At 65.8% G+C, this 23,485-nt stretch carries 25 protein-coding genes; 19 read left to right on the forward strand and 6 right to left on the reverse strand.

What is annotated here, in order from left to right; genetic code table 11:
* Positions 1-7 precede the first annotated feature (7 nt).
* The 3 genes from THITH_RS00950 (at position 8) to THITH_RS00960 (ending at position 2,557) form a co-directional block, all read left to right on the forward strand.
* On the forward strand, positions 8-1,051 hold the full coding sequence (locus THITH_RS00950; protein WP_025367162.1) for a CobW family GTP-binding protein: 1,044 nt from the start codon (positions 8-10) through the stop codon (positions 1,049-1,051).
* Positions 1,052-1,477: 426 nt separating this feature from the next.
* A complete protein-coding gene (locus THITH_RS00955) occupies positions 1,478-1,936 on the forward strand; it encodes a DsrE family protein (protein ID WP_006746395.1) in 459 nt (152 codons plus the stop codon).
* A 54-nt stretch (positions 1,937-1,990) separates the two neighbouring features.
* Positions 1,991-2,557 carry a copper chaperone PCu(A)C gene (locus THITH_RS00960; RefSeq protein WP_006746394.1) on the forward strand — a complete coding sequence of 189 codons (567 nt, stop codon included), beginning with the start codon at positions 1,991-1,993 and terminating at the stop codon, positions 2,555-2,557.
* A gap of 233 nt (positions 2,558-2,790) precedes the next feature.
* On the opposite strand, the gene THITH_RS00965 is transcribed toward THITH_RS00960, so the two are convergent.
* Together THITH_RS00965 and THITH_RS00970 are read right to left on the reverse strand one after the other, a co-directional pair.
* Positions 2,791-4,215 (reverse strand): HD domain-containing phosphohydrolase, encoded by a 1,425-nt coding sequence (locus THITH_RS00965; protein WP_006746393.1) that lies wholly within the window; start codon positions 4,213-4,215, stop codon positions 2,791-2,793.
* Positions 4,212-6,467, reverse strand: a complete 2,256-nt coding sequence (locus THITH_RS00970; RefSeq protein WP_006746392.1) for an ATP-binding protein — start codon at positions 6,465-6,467, stop codon at positions 4,212-4,214. The genes THITH_RS00965 and THITH_RS00970 overlap by 4 nt, the downstream gene beginning before the upstream one ends.
* A 400-nt stretch (positions 6,468-6,867) precedes the next feature.
* On the opposite strand from THITH_RS00970, the gene THITH_RS00975 reads away from it, so the two are divergent.
* From THITH_RS00975 to THITH_RS01010, 8 genes are all read left to right on the forward strand, one after another.
* The gene (locus THITH_RS00975; protein ID WP_006746391.1) at positions 6,868-8,481 is read left to right on the forward strand and encodes an ABC transporter substrate-binding protein; all 1,614 of its coding nucleotides are present in this window, start codon (positions 6,868-6,870) and stop codon (positions 8,479-8,481) included.
* 56 nt (positions 8,482-8,537) lie between these two features.
* Positions 8,538-9,509 (forward strand): ABC transporter permease, encoded by a 972-nt coding sequence (locus tag THITH_RS00980; protein ID WP_006746390.1) that lies wholly within the window; start codon positions 8,538-8,540, stop codon positions 9,507-9,509.
* Complete coding sequence (locus THITH_RS00985) at positions 9,493-10,356, forward strand: ABC transporter permease (protein ID WP_006746389.1); 864 nt, start codon at positions 9,493-9,495, stop codon at positions 10,354-10,356. Before THITH_RS00980 ends, THITH_RS00985 begins: the two co-directional genes overlap by 17 nt.
* On the forward strand, positions 10,344-12,212 hold the full coding sequence (locus THITH_RS00990) for an ABC transporter ATP-binding protein (RefSeq protein WP_006746388.1): 1,869 nt from the start codon (positions 10,344-10,346) through the stop codon (positions 12,210-12,212). Before THITH_RS00985 ends, THITH_RS00990 begins: the two co-directional genes overlap by 13 nt.
* A complete protein-coding gene (locus tag THITH_RS00995) occupies positions 12,194-12,382 on the forward strand; it encodes a hypothetical protein (RefSeq protein WP_006746387.1) in 189 nt (62 codons plus the stop codon). The genes THITH_RS00990 and THITH_RS00995 overlap by 19 nt, the downstream gene beginning before the upstream one ends.
* A gap of 324 nt (positions 12,383-12,706) precedes the next feature.
* Positions 12,707-13,168, forward strand: a complete 462-nt coding sequence (locus tag THITH_RS01000; protein ID WP_006746386.1) for a polyadenylate binding domain-containing protein — start codon at positions 12,707-12,709, stop codon at positions 13,166-13,168.
* Between the two features lie 162 nt (positions 13,169-13,330).
* On the forward strand, positions 13,331-13,630 hold the full coding sequence (locus THITH_RS01005; RefSeq protein ID WP_006746385.1) for a hypothetical protein: 300 nt from the start codon (positions 13,331-13,333) through the stop codon (positions 13,628-13,630).
* Between the two features lie 309 nt (positions 13,631-13,939).
* Complete coding sequence (locus THITH_RS01010) at positions 13,940-15,778, forward strand: bifunctional metallophosphatase/5'-nucleotidase (protein WP_006746384.1); 1,839 nt, start codon at positions 13,940-13,942, stop codon at positions 15,776-15,778.
* Between the two features lie 9 nt (positions 15,779-15,787).
* Here the strand turns inward: THITH_RS01010 and THITH_RS17295 are convergent, their stop codons facing one another.
* Complete coding sequence (locus THITH_RS17295; RefSeq protein ID WP_084222695.1) at positions 15,788-15,967, reverse strand: hypothetical protein; 180 nt, start codon at positions 15,965-15,967, stop codon at positions 15,788-15,790.
* Between the two features lie 891 nt (positions 15,968-16,858).
* On the opposite strand from THITH_RS17295, the gene THITH_RS01020 reads away from it, so the two are divergent.
* From THITH_RS01020 to THITH_RS01060, 8 genes are all read left to right on the forward strand, one after another.
* Complete coding sequence (locus tag THITH_RS01020) at positions 16,859-17,116, forward strand: type II toxin-antitoxin system RelB/DinJ family antitoxin (protein ID WP_006746382.1); 258 nt, start codon at positions 16,859-16,861, stop codon at positions 17,114-17,116.
* Positions 17,116-17,388: a type II toxin-antitoxin system YafQ family toxin gene (locus THITH_RS01025; protein ID WP_006746381.1), complete on the forward strand. Its 273-nt coding sequence runs from the start codon at positions 17,116-17,118 to the stop codon at positions 17,386-17,388. The genes THITH_RS01020 and THITH_RS01025 overlap by 1 nt, the downstream gene beginning before the upstream one ends.
* 574 nt (positions 17,389-17,962) lie before the next feature.
* Entirely contained in the window at positions 17,963-18,163 is a 201-nt protein-coding gene (locus tag THITH_RS18855; RefSeq protein WP_456300607.1) for a type II toxin-antitoxin system RelE/ParE family toxin, read from the forward strand.
* Between the two features lie 4 nt (positions 18,164-18,167).
* Positions 18,168-18,494 (forward strand): addiction module antidote protein, encoded by a 327-nt coding sequence (locus THITH_RS01035; protein WP_006746378.1) that lies wholly within the window; start codon positions 18,168-18,170, stop codon positions 18,492-18,494.
* Positions 18,495-19,174: 680 nt separating this feature from the next.
* Positions 19,175-19,408: a DUF433 domain-containing protein gene (locus tag THITH_RS01040; RefSeq protein WP_006746377.1), complete on the forward strand. Its 234-nt coding sequence runs from the start codon at positions 19,175-19,177 to the stop codon at positions 19,406-19,408.
* Positions 19,408-19,674, forward strand: a complete 267-nt coding sequence (locus tag THITH_RS01045) for a DUF5615 family PIN-like protein (RefSeq protein WP_006746376.1) — start codon at positions 19,408-19,410, stop codon at positions 19,672-19,674. The genes THITH_RS01040 and THITH_RS01045 overlap by 1 nt, the downstream gene beginning before the upstream one ends.
* A 408-nt stretch (positions 19,675-20,082) precedes the next feature.
* Positions 20,083-20,508, forward strand: a complete 426-nt coding sequence (locus THITH_RS01055; protein ID WP_025367164.1) for a hypothetical protein — start codon at positions 20,083-20,085, stop codon at positions 20,506-20,508.
* Between the two features lie 91 nt (positions 20,509-20,599).
* Positions 20,600-21,850 (forward strand): Fic family protein, encoded by a 1,251-nt coding sequence (locus tag THITH_RS01060; protein ID WP_006746375.1) that lies wholly within the window; start codon positions 20,600-20,602, stop codon positions 21,848-21,850.
* Positions 21,851-21,865: 15 nt separating this feature from the next.
* On the opposite strand, the gene THITH_RS18860 is transcribed toward THITH_RS01060, so the two are convergent.
* The 3 genes from THITH_RS18860 to THITH_RS01070 form a co-directional block, all read right to left on the reverse strand.
* A complete protein-coding gene (locus THITH_RS18860; protein ID WP_084222590.1) occupies positions 21,866-22,060 on the reverse strand; it encodes a hypothetical protein in 195 nt (64 codons plus the stop codon).
* A gap of 1 nt (position 22,061) precedes the next feature.
* Positions 22,062-22,244, reverse strand: a complete 183-nt coding sequence (locus THITH_RS01065; protein WP_006746374.1) for a hypothetical protein — start codon at positions 22,242-22,244, stop codon at positions 22,062-22,064.
* 326 nt (positions 22,245-22,570) lie between these two features.
* Positions 22,571-23,464, reverse strand: a complete 894-nt coding sequence (locus tag THITH_RS01070; RefSeq protein ID WP_025367165.1) for a DUF1028 domain-containing protein — start codon at positions 23,462-23,464, stop codon at positions 22,571-22,573.
* Positions 23,465-23,485 lie beyond the last annotated feature (21 nt).

Below are 23,485 nucleotides of genomic sequence, written 5' to 3' on the forward strand. Positions count from 1 at the left end.
CCCGGGAATGCGGCCGCCTCGGGACATCCCGGTCAACCTCGTCACCGGTTTTCTCGGTGTCGGCAAGACCACCGCGATCCGGAACCTGCTGCGGCAACGCCCCAGCGGCGAGCACTGGGCAGTCCTGGTCAACGAATTCGGCGAGATCGGCGTCGACGGCGGCTTGCTCGCGGACACCGGCGTTGCGCTGGAGGAAATCCCCGGTGGTTGCCTGTGCTGCGTGTCGGCGCAGCTGTTCACGGTCGGGCTGAATCGCCTGATTCGCCAGCGCCGGCCGGACCGGATCCTGATCGAGCCCACCGGCCTCGGGCATCCGGCGCAGATCCTGCGCACGCTGACCGAACCGCCCTATGCCGGTGTGCTGGACCTGCGCGCGACCATGACGCTGATCGACGCCCGCCATCTGGCGTCCCTGCGGCATCGCGAGCATCCGATCTGGCGGGACCAGATCGCGCTGGCGGACATCCTGGTGGCGAACAAGCTCGACCTGTATACCGAGGCCGACCGCGAGGCCTTGCGGGACTACGTTGCACAGATGCCCGCGCCGCGCCCGCTGGTGGTCGAGACCTCCAACGGCCGGGTGGCAGTGGAGTGGTTGAGTCGCCCGCGTCTGGATCGCGGCGGCGCGCTGTTCCCCGAAGCCCGCGCGTTTCTGCAGGCCCAGGCCGCTCAGGGTCACCATGACCATGACCATGACCATGACCATGGCCACCACGCATCCGGCGCGGCACCCGGCGACTGGGTCACCGTCGATACCCGTGGCGACGGCTACATCGGCCGGAGCTGGTGGCTTCCCGTGGATCGGGAGCTCGATCACGCGTCGCTGCAGCGATGGGTCAGGGCGTTTTCCGGCGAACGCCTGAAGGGTCTGATGCGTACCGAGCGGGGTTGGCAGCAACTGAATCGCGTCGACGGCGACGGCGAACTCGAAGACCTGCCGCCGCCATCGGAGCCGATTCGCCCCCGGATCGAGGCGATCGTTCCCGAGCACAGACCCGACCTCCTTCAGGCCTTCGACGCGGCGCTGCGCGGTACCGAACGCCGGGCCTGAGCCGGGCGCAGGCCGGCTCGACGCGGTGCGCCCCCTCCGGCGCACCGCAGCCCCGCGCCCGCTACGTCCGGACCCCCAAGACCGACCATCCGCGCGCCAGCCGCCCTGGGGTGATGCAGGCCTCCGGGAGAACGGGGCCGGGCGATGCCTGCGTTATTTCGAACGCTTCCCGCGCCGACCTGCGTGAAATGCCGCACTCACTGGGATGCTCATCCGGCGCAATCGGCGTCGGACCCGCATTGTGGGTCTTGGCGCGAATGCTGCTTGTACCCACGTTGCCGGCAGAGGCCGTGGGTGCGGGGAACCCTTCCCGAATTGTTCAAGCTCGGTCGCGGTGTCCCCCATCGCTTGCTTCGCGCCAAGGGAGGGGCCGCCTCGCGCCACGCTTCCGCCGGCACACCAGATTTCCACCAATCGAGGATACTCATGATCAAGAAGCCTTTGGCATTTATCGCCCTGTTGCTCGTTTTGCTTGCCGGGTTCGCGACTGCTGCGCATGCCGATGACGAGCACACCCAGGGGCTGTTCGTCAATCTGACCACCGATGACACCTGGTCAGCCAGCAAGGCCATCTTCTTTGCGCACCAGCGGGCGCTCAAGGCTGGCCATGAACCGGTTGCGGTATGGTTGAACGTTCGGGGCATCTATCTCGCGGACCGCAAACGCGCGTCGGATGTGCATGGTCCGATGGCCGAGCAGGGGGCCTCGATCCAGGATATGTTGCGGGCGTTCATCGAGGACGGTGGCCGCGTCATCGCCTGCGCGGCCTGCGCGCGCGCAGCGGGGCTCGCGCCGGCCGATTTCATCGAAGGGGTCGAAATGGGGGATCCCGAGCTGGTGCTCGGCCTGGTGTTCGACCCCAATGTGAAAACGTTGACCTGGTAGCCTGCCGTCCACGCGAAGGATGAACCCAACCAACACGCTCGACGGAGGCTAGGAATGGATTGCCAACACCGATCAGGTTCTTTCCACAAGGCTGCGTTGGCTGCCATCGCGTTCGTCGGCTGCGCGATGGGCAGTTCTGCATTGTTTGCCCACCACGTGCCCGGCCACCACGGGTCCGACATCGCCGAATGTGATTGTCCGCCAGGTGTCGAACTGGCGTCCGACGCCTGGGTGCGCCTGCTGCCGCCGACGCAGCCGAATACCGCGGCTTACATGACGCTGCGCAATCTCACCGATGCGGATCTGCACATCATTGCGGCGGAATCGCCGGCGGCCCGGGTGACCGAACTCCACGACCATGTGCAAGACGCCGAGGGCGTGATGCGCATGCGCGAGGTCGACGCGATCGTGATTCCCGCGCACGGGAAGGTGGAACTGAAACCGGGCGGCCTGCACGTGATGCTGATCGACATGGTCGAGCCGCTGCAGCAGGGGCAGCACGTGCCGATCACCCTGTACGTCGAAGGGTTCCAGGATCTGCATCTTCATGCGCCCGTGCAGCACGCGGGTAGCGGTGCGGGCCACGATCACCACCACGATCACCACGGCCATTCTCACTGACGGTCGTTTTCCCGGCAGCAGGCGTCGGGAAGCATGAACGCGGCCTGCGGATGAATGCGGAAAAGCCATGTAAAGGGCCTCGGCTGCCCCGCGTCCTTCGCGGGGTCCGTGTTCGTCCGCCGGCCGCTATTGCAAGCGGGCGCAGCCGGAGGCGTTCCGGCACTCCTGGCTCGAATTCCCGATCCAACGTCGGCTTCGGGAATTCATCAAATGTTGCCTGCTGCGTCTTCGGTTCAGTATTCGGCCAGGGGTAGCCGTCCCGCATCGATCAGTTTCAGGCAGGCGTCGACCACTCGCGCATCGAAGCGGGTGCCCCGGTGGGTCCGAATCTCTTCGACGGCCGCACTCAGGCCCAGCGCGGGCCGATAGGGGCGGTGCGAGGAAATGGCCTCGACCACATCGGCTACGGCGAGGATGCGCGCTTCGAGCAATATGTCGTTCCCGGACAGGCCATCGGGATAACCCGATCCATCCAAACGCTCATGGTGCTGGCGGATGATCTGGGGCACCGGCCAGGGGAAGTCGATGCCCTTGACGATGTCGTATCCGGCAATCGCATGCCCCTTGATGATCTCGAACTCGGCCACGCTGAGCTTCCCGGGGCGGGAAAGAATCTCCACCGGCACCGAAATCTTGCCGATGTCGTGAATCGTACCCGCCACGAACAGCCCCTTGAGACGGTGTTCGTCGAGTCCTATTTCGTGAGCGATGGCTTCGGCAATGCGGGTGGCACGCTTCTGATGGCCTGCCGTGTAGGGATCGCGGAATTCCAGTGTGGTGGCAATGGCCTCGATCGTACGCTCCAGCGAGTGTTCCAATGCATGTCGCGCCTTCAGGTGCTGTTCACGGGCTTGGAGCGTGTCCAGGCCATAGGTCAGGTCGCCGGCCATCTCCACCATCACCCGGACATCCTCGATTTCCGAGAAGGCATGGTGATCATCGGCGAACACCAGCAGCCGACCCAACGGGCGGTCCTGCAGCCGCAAGGGCAGGATGATCGAGTGCCCCGGGCGATCGGCATCGCCGTCGTAGAGTCCGCAGGGGCCATCTGGCATCAGATCCTCATCCCAGTGCACGTCCTCCCGTCCCGCCTGGCACCGGGCGCCATCGTCCAGCGCGATGAGTGCCGCCGGGTACCCGCCCCCAATGATGGCCTCGCCCATCAACTCGAGCATCTCTTCCACGCTCCGGGCATGGACCACGGCCTGGTTCCCCGCCGAAAGCGTGCGTAGCGCGCGGGTGCGCTCCGCCACTTTCCGCTCGAGTTCGAGCTGCAGCTCGCGCAGGTTCAGATGGCTCTGAACGCGGACCAGCACTTCTTCGGGAACGAAGGGCTTGGTGATGTAGTCGACGGCACCCACCGCGAAACTTCGCAACTTGTCGGCCGATTCGCGCAGGGCGCTGAGGAAAATCACCGGCACATCGCGGCTGGCCGGATCCTGCTTGAGCCTTTCGCACACCTCGAAGCCATTCATCTGCGGCATCTTGATGTCCAGCAGCACCAGATCCGGCAGGCGGGCCTTCACCGACTCCAGGGCCATCCGGCCGCTGGACGCAACGCGGACGTTGTAGCCGGCCCCTCGCAGTACCTTGGTCATCAGCTTCAGGTTCGCCGGATTGTCGTCGACCACCAGCACCCCACCGTTGAGCAGACTCATTCTCCCGCCTCATTGCCATCCAGCACAGCCAACACCTCATCGTATCGGAAGGACTCCAATGGCCCATGCAAGACCCGTGCCAGTGGCGCATCGTCCCGAGCAATGTCGGACACGAGCGTCTCCAGCGCATCGACATCCCCTGCCAACAGCGCCTCGCGCAAGGTGCCGCGGCGATCGGGGGACAGGCGGGCAAGCGCGCCAGCCCAATCGGTGGATTCTGCGGAGCTGCCCCGTGTTGCCGGGTCATCGTCGGCATAGCGATAGCGTAGCCCCAGATGCCGTCGCATGGTCTCGAAGATCTGATGCGGCTGGAACGGCTTGCGCAGCAGGGCCACGCAACCGCTGGCGAACACTTGGGCCTGATCGTCCGTGGAAATGCTCGCCGTGAGGGCGGCGATCACGGTCTTGTCGCCGTCTGCAGCCTTGCGAATCAGGCGAGCTGCCTCGTGGCCATCCATTTCCGGCATGCGGATGTCCATCCAGACGAAATGCGGGTGCCAGTCATTGAATTGCTGCACGGCTTCACGGCCGTCAGCCGCCTGCCGCACCGAGAAACCGGCGCCCTCCAGCAGGCGGACCAACAGCAGCCGGTTGGCATCGGAGTCGTCTGCCACCAGCACCCGCCACTCCGGCTGATCCTCAGTCAAGTGAAGCACACGGCGTGCAGGGGCCGCTTGCTCGATCTGGTCGGGCCTGGCTTTCTCGAGCGGCAGCCGAACGGTGAAGCGGGAACCGGAACCCGGCTGACTCTCGACCGAGATCTCGCCGCCCATCAGTTCGACGAACTGCCGGGTGATCGGCAGCCCCAGCCCGGTTCCCTCGGTGGGGCCGGCCCCATCCACCTGATAAAACGGCTCAAAGATACGCGCGATGGCCTCGTCGTCGATCCCCCTTCCCTGATCGGTGACAGTGATCTCCAGCACCGCCTGCCCGCCGCGAGGTTGGATGGACCGGGCCGCGATCCGCACCTCGCCCCGGTCGCTGTACTTGACCGCATTGCTGGCCAGATTGATCAGTATCTGCTGCAACTTGCGTCCATCCGAACGGATATGTGCCGGCAGAGCGGGATCCCGGAATACCGAAAGCTCGAGCCCCCGCTCGTTCGCACGTGGGCGCAACATGTCGGCCACGTCATCGAGCAGCGATGGCAGGTCGACCGTGCTCTCCTCCAGCGTCAGGCGACCGGATTCGATCTTCGCCGTGTCCAGCACGTCGTTGATCAGCGACAGCAGGTGTGCGCCATTGCGCTGCACGAAGTCCAGATACTCGCGCAGCTGAGCCGTGGCGCCGGAATCGTGTTTTGCCAGGTGCGCGAAGCCGAGAATGGCATTGAGCGGTGTGCGCAACTCGTGGCTCATGTTCGCCAGGAACACGCTCTTGGCCCGGTTGGCCGCCTCGGCTCGGTCGCGCGCCACCTCGAGTTCCGCCGTGCGTTCGGAAACGAGGGCCTCCAGCCCCTCGTTGAGTCGGGCGATCTTTGCGTTCGCCTCGTGGCGCACCCGCATGTCCCGGACCAGACGCTGCCGCGCTGCCAGCAGCCCGGCGATACCCAGCACCCAGGCCGCGAGAAAGGTGGCCAGGTTCTGCCCCACCGCCGTGCGCTCGTGTTCCAGATAGCCGGACAGGGGCACCGCAACGGACACCCCACCGCGGATATCGCCGATGCGGTACCCCTGATGCCCATGGCAGTGCAAACAGCCGGGATCCGTCTCCATCGGCGACATGTAGCGCAGGTATGGCTTGCCGTCGATCTCCGCGACCTCCATGACCTCTCCGCCGCCTTCCTGGAAATGCATCAGCGCACTGCGCTCCCAGGGATCCGGCTGGTTGTCGGGACGCAACGGATCAAGGCTCGTGATGTTGCCGCGCACACCGAACAGCTCCCCGAACTGCTCGTTGAGTTCGCGCAGCATGTATGCCGGATTCATCAGGGTGAGCTCACGCCCGGAGGGAAGGGTAATGTCCCGTTCCGGGACATGGGCCAGCCAGGGGTTGGGCGGGGTTTGCTCGCTGACCGGCACGTACACGCCGCCATGCATCGCGCCCCAGAAGCGGAACGCCTGATCCTTGTTGAAATTGGCCTCCGCTTCCTTGCGGGCTAGATCCATGGTCATGTCATGCAGACTGTTGACCGTCCACCAGGCCATCCCTGCGAAGGTGAGCGTCCAGGCCAGCGCCGCCAGGCCGAGGTAGACATGCAGCCAGTGTATTTGGCGCTGGAGATGTCTGGCACTGTCATCGAAAGCAGACATCGAACAAATCCTTCCTCAGTTCGATCTGTGCCGGAACACGATCGGAGCCGGCGCTGGTTCACGCCGCCGCATCCTGGACCATGGGACCCTGCTTCTTTTGCGGGGCCATGGTTTAGACATCTTGGCATATGTCCTTTCGTCGTGCTCGGCCCGTTCTGCGTTCCCTGTCCTTCGACGTTGGCCTTCGACGCTGGCCCCATCCGCGAAGTCTGGTTGACGCGCTCGCGCGATCGCCCACCGGCATTGCGCCGTCCGCCCGACGCCATGGCCCGGTCGATAGTATGAGGAATTCAGATTTGTTAATATTCCGGCATTCGTGTCAGCTTGGCACTGAACGCCGGCGGCGGCGTCGCGACAGCTGCTGGCCTTCTCGAACCCATGACCGAACGAGGGAGCGGCGATGAACCGAACCAAGTGCCGGCAGAACGCCGGGGTTGGTATCCGTCTACTCGTGCTGGCACTGCTGCTGATGCTCGCCGCCGGGGTGTCGGTCAGCACGGCGAGCGAGCCATTGCCGGACATTCGGATCGGGGACGGCCGCGGCGACTGGGGGCATCCGAACCCCTATCTGCACTACCCGCGCGGTCCGGGCTACGTGCGCATGAGCTGGGTCTTCGACACGCTGATCTGGAAAGACGAAGACGGATTCCGTCCCGCACTGGCGCGGTCCTGGAGTTACGACGCGGAGAAGCGGGCCTTCGTGTTCGAACTCGAGCCGCAAGCCCGTTGGCACGACGGCGAGCCGCTGACCGCGGACGACGTCGCGTTCACGATCGAGCTGTTCCAGGAACACCCGTACGACTGGATCGGCATCGACGACGTCAGCCATGCCGAGGTGCTGGGTTCGCACGAGGTTGCCATTCATCTGCGCCAGCCCTATGCGCCTTTCCTCGCCGACATTGCCGGCACGATGCCGATCATGCCCGCGCACATCTGGCGTGGGATCGAGGATCCGAACCGCTTCACCGCCCCGGAAGCCTTCATCGGCAGCGGCCCCTACCGGCTCGTGGATTTCAATCCGGTGCAGGGCAGCTATCTCTACGAGGCCTTTGCCGACTACCACCTCGGCGAGCCGAAGGCCAAGCGTCTGGTCTACGTTCGCATCGGGCAGCCGATCGCGGCGCTGCGCAACGGTGAAGTGGATCTGGTCACCATCCGGCCGGAGATGGTCGAGCCGCTGCAGCGCCAGGGCTTCGAGATCATTCAGGACGAACGCGGCTGGAACAAGAAGCTGATGATCAACCACCGCAAGGCGCCGTTCGACGACCGCCGGTTCCGCCAGGCTCTGGCGCATGCGATCGACCGGCAGGAGATCATCGACAAGGCGCAGCGCGGTCACGGGCGTCTGGCTTCATTCGGATTGCTGTCTCCGGATCATGCGCTGTACAGCTCCGACACCCCGGATCACGCCCACGACCCCGAGCGCGCATTGGAACTGCTGCGGGGGCTGGGCTATGCGCGCGGCCACGACGGCTTCCTGCAGAAGGCCGGGACTCCCCTCAGGATCGAATTGCTGGTGTCCAACATCACCGCGGGCGGACAGACGGCTGCGGATCGGGACGGCGAGGTGATCAAGGCCCAGCTGGAGCGCATCGGCATCCGCACCGAACTGGTGAACCTGGAGCAGGGCAGCACCGACACGCGCGTTCGTGACTGGAATTTCGATCTCGCGGTCTCGGGTCATGGCGGCATCTCCGGCGATGCGCGGATTCTGAACGAGATGATCTCGTCCGCCCACGGCGCGGGATCGGTGAACAGCGCCCGGTTCGACGCGCATCCCGAATTGAACGCGTTGCTGGACCAGCAACTCCGGGCGATGGATCCCGAAGAACGGCGCGAGATCGTCGCGCGGATTCAGCATCTGCACGCCGAGGAGCTTCCGGCGATCCCGCTGTACTACCCGGATTCCTTCGCCGCGTTCGATCCCGCGAAGGGAGTGCGCTGGTTCTTCACGCCCGGCGGGATCGCGAAGGGCATCCCGATCCCGCACAACAAGGTGTCGCTGTTGCCGTGATCTCACCGCTTCTCGTGGGCAGATCATGAAACCTGTCCCCAGCTCCGCTTGAGGCCATGCTGACCTGGCGCGGCCATCTGCTTGCCTACTTCCTGGCGGCGCTGGCGATGGTCTACCTGAGCTACCGGTTGCCCGGCTGGCTGCCGGGCGACTTCGTTACGGCGATGTATGCGGATTCGCATGTGGCGCTCGGGCAGGAACAGGAGGCCGCGCTGCGCGAGCGGCTGCAGCAGGCCGGTGCCGGTTTCGGGGCCTATCTGCTTGCCCTCGGGCGGCTGGACTGGGGGATGTCCTACGCGTTGCGGACCCCGGTGTCCGACCTGATCCTCGAAGCATTGCCGTGGACGTTGCTGTTGATGGGCAGCGCGCATCTGCTCGCGACAGTGCTCGGGTTCATCGCGGGCGTCGAGGCTGCCTGGCGACGCGGTGGCCGGATCGAACGCGCCGGCGTCGGCGGCATGACGGTATTGCAGGGCGTGCCCGAGATCGGCACCGGCGTGCTGCTGCTGATGGTGTTTGCCTACCATCTGGGCTGGCTGCCGGCGGGGAGCGGCGCGACGCTGTACGTCGAGTACGGATTCGCCGAGCGGGTGCTCGACGTGCTGCGTCACCTCGCGCTGCCGCTCGCGACGCTGCTGCTCGCCTGGTTCCCGGGCAACTTCCTGCTTGCGCGTGCCAGCATGGTGCTGGTGCTGGGTCAGTCGTTTCTCGACACGGCCAGGGCGAAGGGGCTGCCGCCGATGCGGGTGCGCTACGCCCACGCGGCGCGCAACGTGCTGTTGCCGATGGCGACACGCTTCGGTTTGCGGTTCGCGTTCATGGTGACCGGCGCACTCGTCGTCGAGACGATTTTCTCCTACCCGGGACTCGGCACGCTGCTGTTCAACGCGATCGGGGCGCGGGATCTGCCGCTGATTCAGGGCATCGTGCTGTTTTCGGCGCTGGCGGTGCTCGGGGTGAACCTCGTGCTCGAGTGGGTGTATGGGCGTCTGGATCCGCGGGTGAGGGTGCATGGACGCGCGCTTTGATCCGCGTGCGGGGCTGTGGCGGCGGCTGCTCGTCGACCCCTGGTTCGTGATCGGCGTCAGCCTCGCCGCGGTGCTGGCGCTGCTGCTCCTGTTGTCCCCGTGGCTCAGCCTGCACGATCCGCAGGACATGAGCCACGTGCCCTTCGCGGCGCCGTCTGCCCAACACTGGCTGGGGGTGAACGATGGCGGCATGGATCTGTTCGCGGAGCTGCTCGCCGGGCTACGCAACACCTTGGCGTTTGGCCTGATCACCGGGGCCGCGGGCCTGGCACTCGGGATCCTCGTCGGCCTGTCCAGCGCCTGGTTTCGCGGCTGGGTGGATCAGGTGCTGATGCGCCTCGCCGATCTGCTGCTGGCGATCCCGGCGGTGATGATCCTGATTCTCCTCGCGGCGTTCTACCGGCCCTCGCCCTGGATACTCGCGCTGGTGCTCGCGCTGCTGGCCTGGCCGACCAGTGCCCGGCTGATCCGATCGCAGGCGCTCGGTCTGAAGAACCGCCCGCACATCGCCGCGGCACGGCAGATGGGCGGCTCGAGCGCGTACGTGATCGGCCGGCACATGATGCCGGAGCTGTTCCCGCTGTATCTGATCGCGTTCGCCGCCAAGGTGCGGATGGCGGTGTTCATGGAGGCGTCGCTGAGCTTTCTCGGCCTGTTCGACCCGATGCGCAAGTCATTGGGGCGCACGATCAGCGACGCATTGCCGTTCTATTACCTGGACATCTGGTGGTACTGGCTGTTGCCACCGATCCTGTTGCTGACCTTGTTGATCATGGCCTTCACGTTTCTTGCCGTCAGTCTGGAACGCTTTTTCGACCCGCGGTTGAGGGCGGCATGGGCCGGCTGAGCGTGCGCGAGCTGTCGGTCACCTACCGTGCCGAGGACCACCGGCTGACGGCGCTCGAGCGCGTCGACCTGGATCTGCAACCGGGCCGCATCGTCGCGCTGGTCGGCGAATCGGGCTCCGGCAAGAGCACCCTCGGCAAGGCGCTGCTGGGACTGTTGCCGGACTCGGCCGCGGTCTCGGGGCAGATTCTGCTCGACGCTGTGGACCTGTCGGGCTTCGACGAGCGGCGGTGGAACGCCCTGCGCTGGCAGAAAATCTCCATGCTGTTCCAGGACGCGGCGGGCAGCCTGAACCCGGTGCACCGGGTTCGCGACCAGGTCGCGGAGCCTCTGCGCGTGCATCGCGGACTGGGCGCGGCGGAAGCCGGAGCCCGGGCCGACGCCGCATTGGCCGCGGTCGGTCTGGATCCGTCGCTGGGCAGGCGCTATCCGCACGAGATCAGCGGCGGGCAATTGCAGCGCGCGCTGCTCGCGATGGCGATGATCCTCGAACCCGAGTTCGTGGTGCTCGACGAGCCCACCGCGGCACTCGATTCCGGGACCAAGGGAGCCATCGGCCGCTGGATACGGCAGGCTGCGGACGCCGGCACCGGCATGCTGCTGATCACCCACGACCTGGAACTCGCGGTCGCGCTGGCCGACGAGGTCCACGTGCTCTACCTGGGGCAGGTGTTCGAGACGTTGCCCGGGCCGGAATTGTTGACCCGTCCACGGCATCCCTACAGCCTCGCATTGAGCCGCTCGGTCGCGGGGCTGGAGACGCATCGAGACCTCGGCGGCGTGCGCGGCGATGCGCTGTACCGCGTGCTGCACCGGCACCCGACGGGAAACGGCGCGGCCGAACACGCGCATCTGGTCGGATCGGCGCTGAGCCACGCCGACTGCCATCTGCCGGCGCGCGGTTGCCTGTTCGCGCCGCGCTGCACGCAGGCGGTGGCGGAGTGTTCCGTCGAGGAACCGGAACTGGAGGAGAGCCAGGGGCGTCGGATCCGCTGCCTGCGGGGCGGCATCGTGACCGAACTGCGGCTGCAGGGTGTCGCGAAACGCTACGGCGAGGTCCACGCGCTGCACCCCACCGATCTGGAGCTGCGCGCCGGGGAAACCTTCTGCCTCGTCGGCGAGTCGGGTTCCGGCAAGACCACGCTCGCGCTGATGGCGGCGGGCATGCTCGGCCCCGACCAGGGCGAGTGCCTCTTTCGCGGTCGCGCGATGGAATCCTGGCTGCGGCAGGACCGGACGTTCCTCGCGCGCCAGATCGGCGTGGTCCAGCAACACCCGGCCCGGGCCGTCAGCCACCGCTTCACCGTGTTCGAGATCGTCGCCGAGCCGCTGCGCATCCAGGAACCGCGGCTGGGGCGCGAGGCTCTGCGCGAGCGCGTGACCGGTGCGCTGCGCGACGTGAATCTCGCCCGCGAGCCCGAGTTCCTGCAGCGCTACCCGCACGAACTCAATCTCGGCGCGTTGCAGCGCGTCTGCATCGCCCGCGCGCTGATCACCGGGCCGTCGCTGTTGATCGCGGACGAACCCACCAGCGCACTCGACCCCGGGGTGCAGGCCAAGGTGCTGAAACGGCTACTGGAACTGCAGATCGAAAAGGGACTGACGCTGCTGATGGTCACCCACGACCTCGGGTTGGCACGCAAGGTGGCCGACCGCATCGGGGTCATGCGGGCGGGGCGCATCGTCGAGAGCGGCCCCGCAGTGCGGGTACTGAACCGCCCCGAGCACCCCTATACCCGCGCATTGCTGCAGGGTCCGTTCCGGCAGCAACCGGCGACGCCGGCGGGCGGCACGAGCGGCGACGGCACGATGGCGAACGACCCCCAGCGGGAGGAACCATGCTCTTCCATCAGTTGACCCAGGCCGCGCGACAGGCGGCCCACGTCCACGGGCTGCGGCTTTGCGAGTTCACGCTTGGCGCGTTGCTGACCCATGTGCGCGTGACCGACGGTGCCCGCATGGCCTCCGGCCCCGCGACGCGCGCCCCGAGGTCTGTGGACTCGCGTCGGGCTGCAGTGTCGTTCTGATACTGCCCGCGAGACACATGTGTCGCGGTGCTACGCATCTCCCGGCCCCGGACCATCGCGGGCAGACCGGAGAAAACTCCCAAGTGCTTGCTCAGAGCGGCTGTTCGAGTCCGAACGTCCGCTTGGCATGTGACATGCAGGCCGCAGAGAGCGAAATCACCATCTCAACCGGAGTTTTCGATGAGACGACAGAAAACGATATTGAAGCTTGCCATCGCGTCCCTCGTGACGCTGGGGCCAGCGGCCGCTGCTCAAGGTCTTGGCGCGGATCCCAGTGGCGCAGCACCCGGCGCCGGCACGGCTGCGCCCCCACAGGAGCGCGGCATGGAGATGCCGCCCCGGGAAGGTGGCATGGGTGCGCCGCCGCAAGGACAGGGTATGGAGACGCCGCCCCGCGAAGGCGACATGGGCGCGCCGCCGCGAGGGCAGGGCATGGAGATGCCGCCTCGCGAGGGCGGCATGGGCGCGCCGCCGCGAGGGCAGGGTATGGAGACGCCGCCCCGCGAAGGCGGCATGGGTGCGCCGCCGCGAGGGCAGGGCATGGACATGCCGCCTCGGGAAGGCGGCATGGGCGCGCCGCCGCAAGGTCAGGGCATGGACATGCCGCCTCGGGAAGGCGGCATGGGCGCGCCGCCGCAAGGTCAGGGCATGGGGACGCCGCCCCGGCAGGGTGGCATGGGCACGCCTTCGCCTTGGGAGGGTGGCCAGGAGGCGCCGCGGCGCGAAGAAGCGGACGAGCCCTCCGCCGATGACGGTGCCGGAGCGCCCCCGACGCGTTGGCCCTAACCGGACCCTCCCGGTCCGGAAGCCGCCTGGAGCGTGCCCAGGGCACGCGGGCCTGCGGCAGAAAGCTTCTTGAATTTCCAACTCCAGCCCGGCGTTCGCCCCGGTTTGCGGAGCCGCGCCGGTGCGGCCCGGGTCTGGTTCAGTCCCAACAGGAGTCCCGATATGCGACATGTGAAGATGACACTCGTTCTGCTCGCCGCCGCGCCGCTCGCGTTGCTGGTGGGTTGTGCGGAGATGGAAGAGCCGTTCCCGGCTGAAGAGCCGGGAATGGAACAGCAGCAGGAAGGAACCTGGGGAGCGCCCCCGGAGGAAGCTCCGCCGCCCGAGCGAGGCATGGGTGCTCCGCCTGCCGAAGGCGAGGGCATGGGCGCCCCACCACCGGAAGGTCGCATGCCTGCGCCACCCGATTCCGATGGCGCAATGCAACCGGAGCCGCCCGCGGGCGCGCCTGGCGACCGCTAAGCTCGGAAGCCCCCGGTGCGGTAGGTCGGGGGGCAGCCGCGCTGCGGCTGCCCGTCGTCCTGGGCACCCGCCCCGATCCCCTGGGCAGCGCAAGGCTGCCGACCAACGTTTTCCGTAGGGGCAGCGAGTAGAACCGGTCCTTGTGGGGGCCCGGATTCCGCGGTGGTAGTCTGGCCCGCTCTCATTTGACAAGCCGTCGGCGATCACGCCGGCACCTGTGCGAGACGTGCTGCGGCCTACCGAAGGCAGGCGCTGGACCCGGGCAGGAAAGGGGTGTCTACTCTTGCTGGTCGCCCCGGGAAAACGCCCATGAAGCGCATTGCCAGCCTTGCCGTTTGCACCGCTTTTCTGCTCGCCGCCTGCGGGGCGCCGCCGGAGATACGGCCGACGGCCCCCGCTGCCGAACCGTTCACCCTGACCGTTCTGCACATCAATGACCATCACAGCCATTTGGAAGCCCGACCGCTGGATATCGATCCCGCCGTCCCGGGGCGGAAGGGCGCTGCGGATGGGGCGTTGCGTCTGGACCATGGCGGGTTTCCCCTGCTCGCAGCGCTGTTCGACGAACGCAGCCGCGCCAACGACGCAGTGCTCAAGCTGCATGCGGGCGACGCGATCACCGGCACGCTCTACTACACCCTGTTCGAAGGCGAGGCCGATGCCGCACTGATGAACCGGATCTGCTTCGACGCCTTCGCGCTGGGCAATCACGAGTTCGACCACGGCGACGCATCGCTGGCGCGCTTTCTCGATTTTCTGGCCGATGGTGCCTGCGGGACCGCCGTTCTTGGCGCCAATGTCGTCGCGCACGACGCTTCCCCGCTGCGCGGGCGCTATCAGCCGTCGGCCGTGTTCGAGCGCGCGGGACGGCAGATCGGGGTGATCGGGCTGGTGATCGCGGGCAAGACCCGGATTTCGTCGTCGCCCGACCCCGGCACGCTTTTCCTCGACGAGGTCGAGACCGCACAGGCCGAAATCGACCGACTGCGCGCCCAGGGAGTGTCGAAAATCATCCTGCTCACCCACTACCAGTACGCCAACGAGCGTGCGCTGGCGCGCGCGCTGTCGGGGGTGGACGTGGTCGTGGGCGGGGATTCGCACACGCTGCTCGGCGACGCGGAAGCGCTGGTTCCACTCGGGTTCAGCCCGGATGGCCCCTATCCCACGCTGGAGGTCAACGCCGACGGGGATCCGGTATGCGTGGTGCAGGCGTTCGAGTACGCCCGCGTGATGGGCGAACTCCAGGTTCGTTTCGATGACGACGGGCGGGTCATCGACTGTTCCGGCGGACCGCGCATCCCGGTGGACGCCAGCGACGCGGATCGCGACCTGCGCGCCGCGCTGGAAGCCCATCCGGTGCTGCACCCGGTATCTCCCGACCCGCAAAGTACCGCGCTGCTCGACGGGTTCACGGCCGCGTTGAGCGAGCTGCGCGAGACGGTGATCGGTGAGGCGGCCGAGAACCTCTGCATGGTCCGCCTGCCCGGCGAGGGGCGTGCCGAGCCGCTGTGTTCGCGCGCGGAGACCTACGCCCAGGGCGCTCATGTGACCACGCTGGTGGCGAAGGCCTTCCTGGCGCGGGAGGGCAGCGCCGACCTTGCCATCCAGAACGCCGGCGGCGTGCGCGCCAGCATCCCGGCCGGGCCAGTCACCATCGCCGATGTCTTCACCATCCTGCCCTTCACCAATACCTTGCATGTGCTGGATCTGTCCGGGGCGGAAATCATCGAAACGCTCGAACAGGCGGTCGCCGACCCCGACAGCGGCGGGGGCGCGTATCCGTATGCAGCCGGTCTGCGCTTTGCGGTGGATCGGTCCGCGCCCCCGGGCGCGCGCATCGGCGCGGTCGAGGTCAATTCGCGCTTGGCCGGCGACTGGGTGCCCATCGATCCGGAGGCGCGCTACGCGGTGGTTACCAATTCGTTCATCGCCGGCGGTGGGGACGGCTACGAGGTGTTCGCCCGCGCCAGTGCCGAAGGGCGCGTGCGTGACACCTTCGCCGAATACGCGCAGAGCTTCGTCAACCATGTGCGCGCCCGGACCGAGGCGGGCGAGCCACTGACGCGCCCGGCACCGGAGCGCATGAGCACCCAGCATTTCATCAATGCCGATGGCTGCGACCACGCCCAGCGTCTGGATTGCCGCTAACTGTCATGGCTAGCGGCCACCCCCGATGATGAAATAGGCGTAGGGCGGAAAAGGCCGAAGGCCGTCATCCGCCATCCGGCGCCCGGGGTGCTGCGGGTGCCTGGGCACTGCGAACGCCGTACGGCGGATGACGCTGCGCTTTTCCGCCCTACGGGTCGCCCGGGACACGAGACAGGCCGTGACTTTCACGTTAAACCCAGGCTGACTCCACGCGTTCGAGGCGCCGCAGGCCGGCGCCAGATAGTCCCGCGCCTGAGCGCGCAGGCGCGTGTGCTCCAAGGGCGCGATCTCTTCCCGAAGGGCCGCCAGCTCCTCGGCGCAGGCCTCGATCGCCGTTTCCAGTTGCGGGATCTCTCCGAGGCGCCAGCGTTCGTAGGCTGGATACGGCAGCAATGCCGATTCCAGCAGCCACTCCAGCGCCGAGTAGGCACCCGTCTGCTGCACCTGCCGCTCCACGGTGGCGAGGTCCAGCCGCGGCAGTTCGGGGGCCAGCAATCCGTTGTCATCGATGCTCATGGCTAGACCTGTGACCTCCAATGCTCCATCGCGATAGGCAGTTCGCCACGGATGCGCGCTTTCGCGCAAGCGGCGCGAAGGCAGCTGGAACGAGCCGCCGTGGGTGTCCTGCGGCGCAGGGTTTTGGAGGTCCAGACCAGGTTCAGCCTTCGAGCTCTGTCTCACCTGTTCCAGCGTTCCGCGAATCGCACCGGCGGTAAGCCCGTTTTTAACCCTAAACCTGGGGTGTCTCACAGGCGCCCGTCGTGAGCGGCTGGAGTGGCCACGCGAGCGGCCACTGCGGCACGGCCTGGTTCACGATGGCTTGCCTCCGGAAAACGCTACAGGTTTGCCTGATTGATTCCCGCGTTCGTTCCTGGCCCTTCACATGCATCGGCAGCAGTGAGGCCGCGCTCGGGAACCAGGGTAGGAGCGGGCGGCCCCTTGCGCGCCTGCGTCAGGGTCGAACCTGAATGGTCTAGAGAGTGGACGCCCCCGTGACGGAGCCAGTACGGGATATACGCGGTGCCCTCTCATGTGTATGATGTAGCTACATTGTAGCTATCGAAGAACAGGAGGGACACCATGAGTGCGGATACTGTGGTTCGAGCTCGTATCGACAGCGAAACCAAAAAGCGTGCCACTGCGGCCTTGGAGGCCATGGGGTTGTCGGTGTCCGACGCGATCCGCTTGCTGATGCTGCGCATTGCTGATGAACAGCGACTTCCCTTCACGGTTCAGGTGCCCAACGCGCTTACTGCCAAGGCGCTGGAAGACCTGGATTCTGGTAAAGGAAAGCGGTTCGATAGTGCTGATGAGCTCTTCAAGGACTTAGGGATCTGATGCTGACTGCGGTCCGTTCCAGCCAGTTCAAACGCGATGTGAAACGGCTTCAGAAACGTGGCAAGGATATGGGCAAGTTGCGGATTCTGTTGGGCCTGCTGATTGAGAAGGCCCCATTGCCGGAGGCGTACCAGGATCACTCCTTGCGAGGAAACTGGCGTGGCTACCGAGATGCACATATCGAGCTGGATTGGTTGCTGCTGTACCGCGTTGTCGGCGACGAGTTGCACTTGGCCCGGACCGGTAGCCATGCGGATCTGTTCCGCGAGTAGGTGCTGTGTGTTGGATGCTCAGGCCCCACCACCGCCAATGCCGGGTCTCGACCCTGAGCTGCCACTCGGCCTCAACGGATGAGGGTCTCCAGCCCTGCCTCAAGCGGACATTCGTCACTCGCCCTTCGGTGTTGGGGGCAGGCGGGCCAACGGTTTCGCTGAGCTTGGTATCCTGAAGGCCAGCAGAATCTCGCACGGATGCGACCATATTGCCGTTGGTGGCTGGCAGGGAACCCAGCAAGGGTGTGGATGCGCCGACGTACGTGCGCCATCGCCCGGAGCGTACCCTCCTCTATTAAATCGTCGAGGAACACTTCCCAGCGCTCAAGGAACGTCGGCGGCAGCACGTCCTGCATCTCTCGGACTCCTTCTACGTTGATGCCGCGTTTCTGGGTGATTCCAGCCCGGAAAGGAGATGTTTGCATCACGACACGCCAGCGCGTGACCACAAGTGAACTATGGTTCACAATACGGTCCAATGGTCACGATCCAGACAACCAATACGTTCGATGCATGGTTCGAGTCACTGCGGGACCGTCAGGGCAAGGCCCGGATCGCAGCCTGATTGCGGCGCGTGGAGATGGGACACATGGGCGACGCGAAGACGGTCGGCAAGGGCGTGCAGGAGATGCGGATCGACTGCGGACCCGGATACCGGATCTATTTCATCCGGCGGGGCATCGAGATCGTGATCCTGTTGGCCGGTGGCGACAAGGACTCCCAGCAACGGGACATTCGCGCGGCCACCGAACTGGCCCGGCAGATTGGAGACTGACGACATGACCAACGTGACGCTGAAGCCCTGGGACGCAGTGGCCCACCTCCACACGGACGAGGACATGGCCCTCTATCTCGATGCCTGCTTCGCTGAAGATCCCGGGGACGGGAGCCTGATCCGGGCCGCGCTCGGAGACATTGCCCGAGCCCGCGGTATGACCCAACTGGCCCGGGACACCGGCATGGCTCGCGAGGGACTGTACAAAGCGCTGTCCAGCGAGGGAAACCCTGAGTTCACCACGATCATGAAGGTTGTGCGCGCCCTCGGGCTTCGGCTGCACGCCCAAAGCGCGAACGCGAACCGGGAACCGGGCGTTTCGGTACAGTAGCGGCCACTCGAACGCGAAAGCCCCGGTCTTGCCGAGGCTCAGACGGAAATGGGGGGTGCGGGTCTCTCAGTCAGTCCCGGGCGCGAGGCTAGAATACCCCTGCTCGCGCGGCTTCCTCGGTCTGCCGGGGACAGCCCATCGATATCGCCAACACCCATTGCCGTCCGGGGCGGCTCCGGCCATCTGGGCCCACCTACTGTAACGGGCGAATTCGGGGGCTCTTGCCGACCCACACCGGGCAGCCACCCGGGCGGGCCGAGTTTCCCCTCTCGAGGGTAGAGCCGACGCAGACCATCAGTCGTCGCTGTCCACAGCAGGCCCTGCCGCTCTGTGGTGGAAAGAGCAATACTGTGCCTATGTTGTCAGTATCAGTACGCCGTCACGGACACCGACATGGCCGTACAACCGCAGGGGTATGCGCTGCTCCCTACCGCCGCCGTCGCCCCGCCGATACACCGTTTATTGGGTGGTACAAAGCTACTTGGAGACTTTCCTTTCACAGTGTAGCGATGGACATCTCGCCGGATGGCGCCCAGTCCGCGATTCTCAGGCCGCTGATGCGGCTAAACTCGCGGGTATTGTGGATCACGAGAGTGGCGTCTTCCGCCAGCGCGTGTCACGCGATACCAGCTCTATGTCGAGCAGGCTAGACTTTGACCGTCCCCTATTTGGAGTCGACCATGAACCCCGCCTTTGACCGCATTACCATCGATTCCGCCGTGATGAACGGCCAGCCCTGTATTCGCGGCATGCGCCTAACCGTCAAGCGGGTGGTGCGTGCCATGGCGGTCTACCCGGATCGAGCCGAGCTGAAGCAGGAGTATCCGGAATTGGAGGACGAGGACCTGCGCCAAGCCCTGGAATTTGTAGCCAGCTATCTCGATGACGAAGAAATCCTTCTGGGTGCCGCCTGATGCGACTGCTGCTCGATCAAGGACTGCCGCGTAGCGCTCTGGTTTACCTGCGGCAATGCCAGATCGAGACCAGCCATGTAGCCGAACTGGGAATGAGCCGAGCCAGTGACAGCCAGATCCTGGAGCGCGCCCGCCAGGAAAACGCCGTCGTGGTCACCTTGGATGCCGATTTTCACGCCCTCTTGGTCCTATCCGGTGATGCCCTGCCTTCCGTCATTCGTATCCGCAGCGAGGGGCTGCGCGGTGAGGACGTGGCAAAGCTGTGAACTCGACTCTTGCCCCGCATCGTATCCCAGTTGCAAGAGGGGGCTGTGGTTACCCTTAACGAGCGCGGTGCCCGCATTCACCGATTACCGATCAGGCCCCGGTAGATCCGTGAGCATCATTACCACCATCCAATCGATCGCAGAATCGCGTTGTAGTAGGTAGGCACAACCTTGCGTGCCTGCAACTGTCTGTTTGTGGGCGACCGCTTCCGATCAGATAGCGCTGGCTGATTGCCGCAGCTCGGGTGACGGGTAAGGGCCGAGCCCTGCCACTGCCGGGTCTCGTGGCGTAGCAGTCCCAGTAGCAGAGCTCTGGTCTCGGCGCCCGAGGCGATTGGCGTTTGGTGGATCCGGGCCCACACCTGCCTGTTGTACGCCAACCACCTCTGTTCGGCATGCGCCGGCGAGGTGGCCGATGTCGTGGCGTTGAAACGCAAGGGGCAGGAACTGTGCGTGCGGGTCGTGCAAGACAAGCATTCCGCCTCGGACAAGCCGGGTGCCGGCATTGACGATTTCTATCCCGCCTGCGGCCAGGCGCAAGAATCGGTTCATTGGCGCGAAAAGCTCCGCCGCCTACTCAAGCACTTGTTCCATCAGGAGGACCTGCGCCTGAAAGCCAGCGGCGCGTCGCGTTTCGAGCGCGGCTCCCGGCGCGATGTCCAGCAGCTTGCCCAATGCCTGCCGCGAACTGAGCTTCGCCTACCGGGGCGTGATCGTGCAGCCGGGCCTGTCCAAAGCGAAGATCGCGCCGGCCGCCCTCGAAGTGCTCGGGGGACCGAAACCTTCCTTCAGGAGACGTTCTCAATGCCGCTTGACGTGATTGCGAGCGGCTGAACCTGCCCGGATGATCCGGCAGTACAACCGGACATGGGAAAGGCTCACGTGAAGCTGGGATGGGTCATAAGCGCATGATAAAATTAAATTTATGAGTGATTCCAAACCGGACATAAAAGCGGACAAAAGTCCGGCCAAAGACACGGTCCCTGCAGATCGGGGCGAGAGCATCGGCCTGATGGAGCCGCTGCTCATCAGCGAGAGCTCGAGGCACCGCAGGGCGCTCACCGACCTTGCCGTCGAACTCGCCGCCCGCTCGGCCGGCTTCCGCCGCAGCCTGCCGCCGGGCGTGCTGACGGCGCTGGCCGATCTCGTACGGGCGATGAACTGCTACTACAGCAACCTCATCGAGGGTCACGACACCCATCCGGTCGATATCGAGCGCGCGCTCAAGAACGATTACAGCGCAAACCCCGAAAAGCGGAACCGCCAGCTCGAAGCCAAAGCCCACATCACGGTCCAGCAATGGATCGATGAAGGCGGGCTTGCCGGGGACGCCACCGCGCCGGATGCCATCCTCGAAATCCACCGCCGCTTTTGCGAGCTGCTGCCCGAAGAGTTGCTCTGGATCACGGTCCCGGACACCGGTGAGAAAATCAAAGTCACGCCCGGCGCACTTCGCCACCGCGATGTGAAGGTCGGCCACCACGTCCCCGTCAGCCCCGGCGCGCTGCCGCGTTTCATGGACCGGTTCGCCGCCGCCTACACCAAGCTGGGCCGCACCGACGCCATCCTCGCCGCAGCGACGGCACACCACCGCCTGCTGTGGATTCACCCGTTCCTTGACGGCAACGGCCGCGTCGCCCGGCTGATGTCCTACGCGATGCTGCTGGACACGCTCGATACCGGCGGCATCTGGTCGATCGCCCGCGGCCTCGCCCGAAACGAAAACGGGTACAGGGAACGACTGATGGCCTGCGATGCCGAGCGCCACAACGATCTCGACGGCAGGGGCCACTTGTCCGAAGAGGCGCTGGCGGAATTCACGAGGTTCTTCCTCACCACCTGCATTGATCAGGTCGATTTCATGGAAAAGCTGGTCCAGCCGGAACGCCTGCGCGATCGCATCCTGATCTGGGCCGAAGAGGAAATCCGCGCCGACACGCTGCCCTCGAACTCAGGCGCAGTGCTCGAAGCCGTTCTCTTTCGGGGAGAACTGCCGCGAGGCGACGTCGCCAAACTGCTGAATGTCGGCGACCGTCAGGCCCGTCGCGTCACCTCGGCCCTGATCGACCATGAAGTGCTGGCCTCCGAGAGCACCCGCGCCCCCCTGCGCCTCGCGTTCCCCGCTAGGCTGGCGGGAAGATGGATGCCAGGGCTTTTCCCGGAGCAAACCGGCTAACGGCAAGAGCTCAAGCTAATTTTCATGGCGCGGGCAGCCACCCCCGATGATGAAAGAGGCGTAGGGCGGAAAAGGCCGAAGGCCGTCATCCGCCATCCGGCGCCCGGGGTGCTGCGGGTGCCTGGGCACTGCGAACGCCGTACGGCGGATGACGCCGCGCTTTTCCGCCCTACGGGTCGCCCGGGACACGAGACAGGCCGTGACTTTCACGTTAAACCCAGGCTGACTCCAGGCGTTCGAGGCGTCGCCAGGCCGGCGCCAGATAGTCCCGCGCCTGAGCGCGCAGGCGCGTGTGCGCCAAGGGCGCGATCTCCTCCCGCAGAACCGCCAGTTCCTCAGCACAGGCCTCGGGGGCGACTGGCGCGGCCTGTTCGACGTGGCGCGCGTACAGCACCAGGATCTCGTATTCGCCGAGCCCGGCGTGATTCGGGGCGATCCGGCAAACGAACGTATCAGACCAACGCGCGGCAAAGAGCCGGCCTTCGACCCTGAGTGGCCACCGGCCACCCGCTCACGAACGCTCCGTTACCGAACTGCTGGGCACGCCCGAAATCCGCCCGTGCCGGCGTCGTTCACACGGGTCGACGCGCAACAAAGGCGGCATCTGCATCTGAAGGGTCTTGGCAGTGCAGCCTAAGCCACCGCAGCCCGCGTCCGGAAAACGCGGGGCGGTTCAGTTCATCAAGCAACAACGAGAGGGTCGATGCCTGACCCGGTGATTCAGGCCTCGGGGAGAATCGCTTGGAACAAACCAGGGTCCACGAGATTCGCGGCAGCGAAACGGTGAGCGGTATCGATGAAACTAGGCGCGTTTCTGGCCAGTTGGCCGAGCAACTGCCGTGCCTCGTCGACGCGCCCCGCCTTGGCCAGCACGGTGGCGTGCAACAGAGCGAGCTCTGGTTCGTCGTGTGGGGTGGAAATCGACCCGTCAAGCAGATCGAGCCCGGCGGCGGCCTGGCCATCGAGTGCCAGCTCAAACGCGCGATACGCGGCGTGATAGCGCACGCTATATCGCGTCATGCGCTCCAGTTCGGTTACGGGATCGGGATGATCGTCGATCCTGAGGTCCACCACGTTGTCGCGCCAGGGCCGACCACTGCGCTCGGCCCGCACCACCAGGAGCGCGGCCGAACGCTGACCGCGGACATCGCCACCCAGTGATTGCGCGGCTTTCAATGCCTCGACCAAACGTAGCGCCAGGCTGCCCGTGGAGCTCTCGAATACCTCGACCATGCGCGTCCAAATGGCGCGATCCGCAAGCATGTTTCCAAGCGCCACGCAATGGTCGCTCACATGGTGCCCGGCCTCTGCGACGCAGGAATCACCGGTATAGCCTGCCAGCGCGCCGTTGCAGTCGATCATCGCGACCTGACGGCGTTCGGGCGAGGGGTCGATCGATCGCAACGCATCCAGGGCTTCCGGCGCGGTGAGGCCGCTACGCATCAGATCGAGCCCCAGCTCTCCATACATGGGCTCGCCAATCGATTGTGTGGCGATCACGCCGGCACCGGGCATTGCCCACGGCACGCTGCTTCCCACCGCAAACGCCTGACTTTGCGTGGCCACGCCCATTTCACGAGTTTGCGGATCCCGCGCGACAATTGAGTAGGTCATGCGCCGAGCATAACCCAACAC

The organism is Thioalkalivibrio paradoxus ARh 1 (assembly GCF_000227685.2).
GTDB lineage: Bacteria > Pseudomonadota > Gammaproteobacteria > Ectothiorhodospirales > Ectothiorhodospiraceae > Thioalkalivibrio > Thioalkalivibrio paradoxus.

Bases quoted from the DNA above. Each gene is read 5' to 3' on its own strand.
- THITH_RS00970 (WP_006746392.1), bottom strand. From the start codon at position 6,467: ATGTCTGCTTTCGATGACAGTGCCAGACATCTCCAGCGCCAAATACAC.
- THITH_RS01005 (WP_006746385.1), top strand. From the start codon at position 13,331: ATGCGACATGTGAAGATGACACTCGTTCTGCTCGCCGCCGCGCCGCTC.
- THITH_RS00965 (WP_006746393.1), bottom strand. From the start codon at position 4,215: ATGAGTCTGCTCAACGGTGGGGTGCTGGTGGTCGACGACAATCCGGCG.
- THITH_RS00980 (WP_006746390.1), top strand. From the start codon at position 8,538: ATGCTGACCTGGCGCGGCCATCTGCTTGCCTACTTCCTGGCGGCGCTG.
- THITH_RS00975 (WP_006746391.1), top strand. From the start codon at position 6,868: ATGAACCGAACCAAGTGCCGGCAGAACGCCGGGGTTGGTATCCGTCTA.
- THITH_RS00995 (WP_006746387.1), top strand. From the start codon at position 12,194: ATGCTCTTCCATCAGTTGACCCAGGCCGCGCGACAGGCGGCCCACGTC.
- THITH_RS01000 (WP_006746386.1), top strand. From the start codon at position 12,707: ATGGAGATGCCGCCCCGGGAAGGTGGCATGGGTGCGCCGCCGCAAGGA.
- THITH_RS00985 (WP_006746389.1), top strand. From the start codon at position 9,493: ATGGACGCGCGCTTTGATCCGCGTGCGGGGCTGTGGCGGCGGCTGCTC.
- THITH_RS01060 (WP_006746375.1), top strand. From the start codon at position 20,600: ATGAGTGATTCCAAACCGGACATAAAAGCGGACAAAAGTCCGGCCAAA.
- THITH_RS01070 (WP_025367165.1), bottom strand. From the start codon at position 23,464: ATGACCTACTCAATTGTCGCGCGGGATCCGCAAACTCGTGAAATGGGC.
- THITH_RS01035 (WP_006746378.1), top strand. From the start codon at position 18,168: ATGACCAACGTGACGCTGAAGCCCTGGGACGCAGTGGCCCACCTCCAC.
- THITH_RS00955 (WP_006746395.1), top strand. From the start codon at position 1,478: ATGATCAAGAAGCCTTTGGCATTTATCGCCCTGTTGCTCGTTTTGCTT.
- THITH_RS01045 (WP_006746376.1), top strand. From the start codon at position 19,408: ATGCGACTGCTGCTCGATCAAGGACTGCCGCGTAGCGCTCTGGTTTAC.
- THITH_RS00990 (WP_006746388.1), top strand. From the start codon at position 10,344: ATGGGCCGGCTGAGCGTGCGCGAGCTGTCGGTCACCTACCGTGCCGAG.
- THITH_RS01025 (WP_006746381.1), top strand. From the start codon at position 17,116: ATGCTGACTGCGGTCCGTTCCAGCCAGTTCAAACGCGATGTGAAACGG.
- THITH_RS01020 (WP_006746382.1), top strand. From the start codon at position 16,859: ATGAGTGCGGATACTGTGGTTCGAGCTCGTATCGACAGCGAAACCAAA.
- THITH_RS00960 (WP_006746394.1), top strand. From the start codon at position 1,991: ATGGATTGCCAACACCGATCAGGTTCTTTCCACAAGGCTGCGTTGGCT.
- THITH_RS00950 (WP_025367162.1), top strand. From the start codon at position 8: ATGCGGCCGCCTCGGGACATCCCGGTCAACCTCGTCACCGGTTTTCTC.
- THITH_RS01040 (WP_006746377.1), top strand. From the start codon at position 19,175: ATGAACCCCGCCTTTGACCGCATTACCATCGATTCCGCCGTGATGAAC.
- THITH_RS01010 (WP_006746384.1), top strand. From the start codon at position 13,940: ATGAAGCGCATTGCCAGCCTTGCCGTTTGCACCGCTTTTCTGCTCGCC.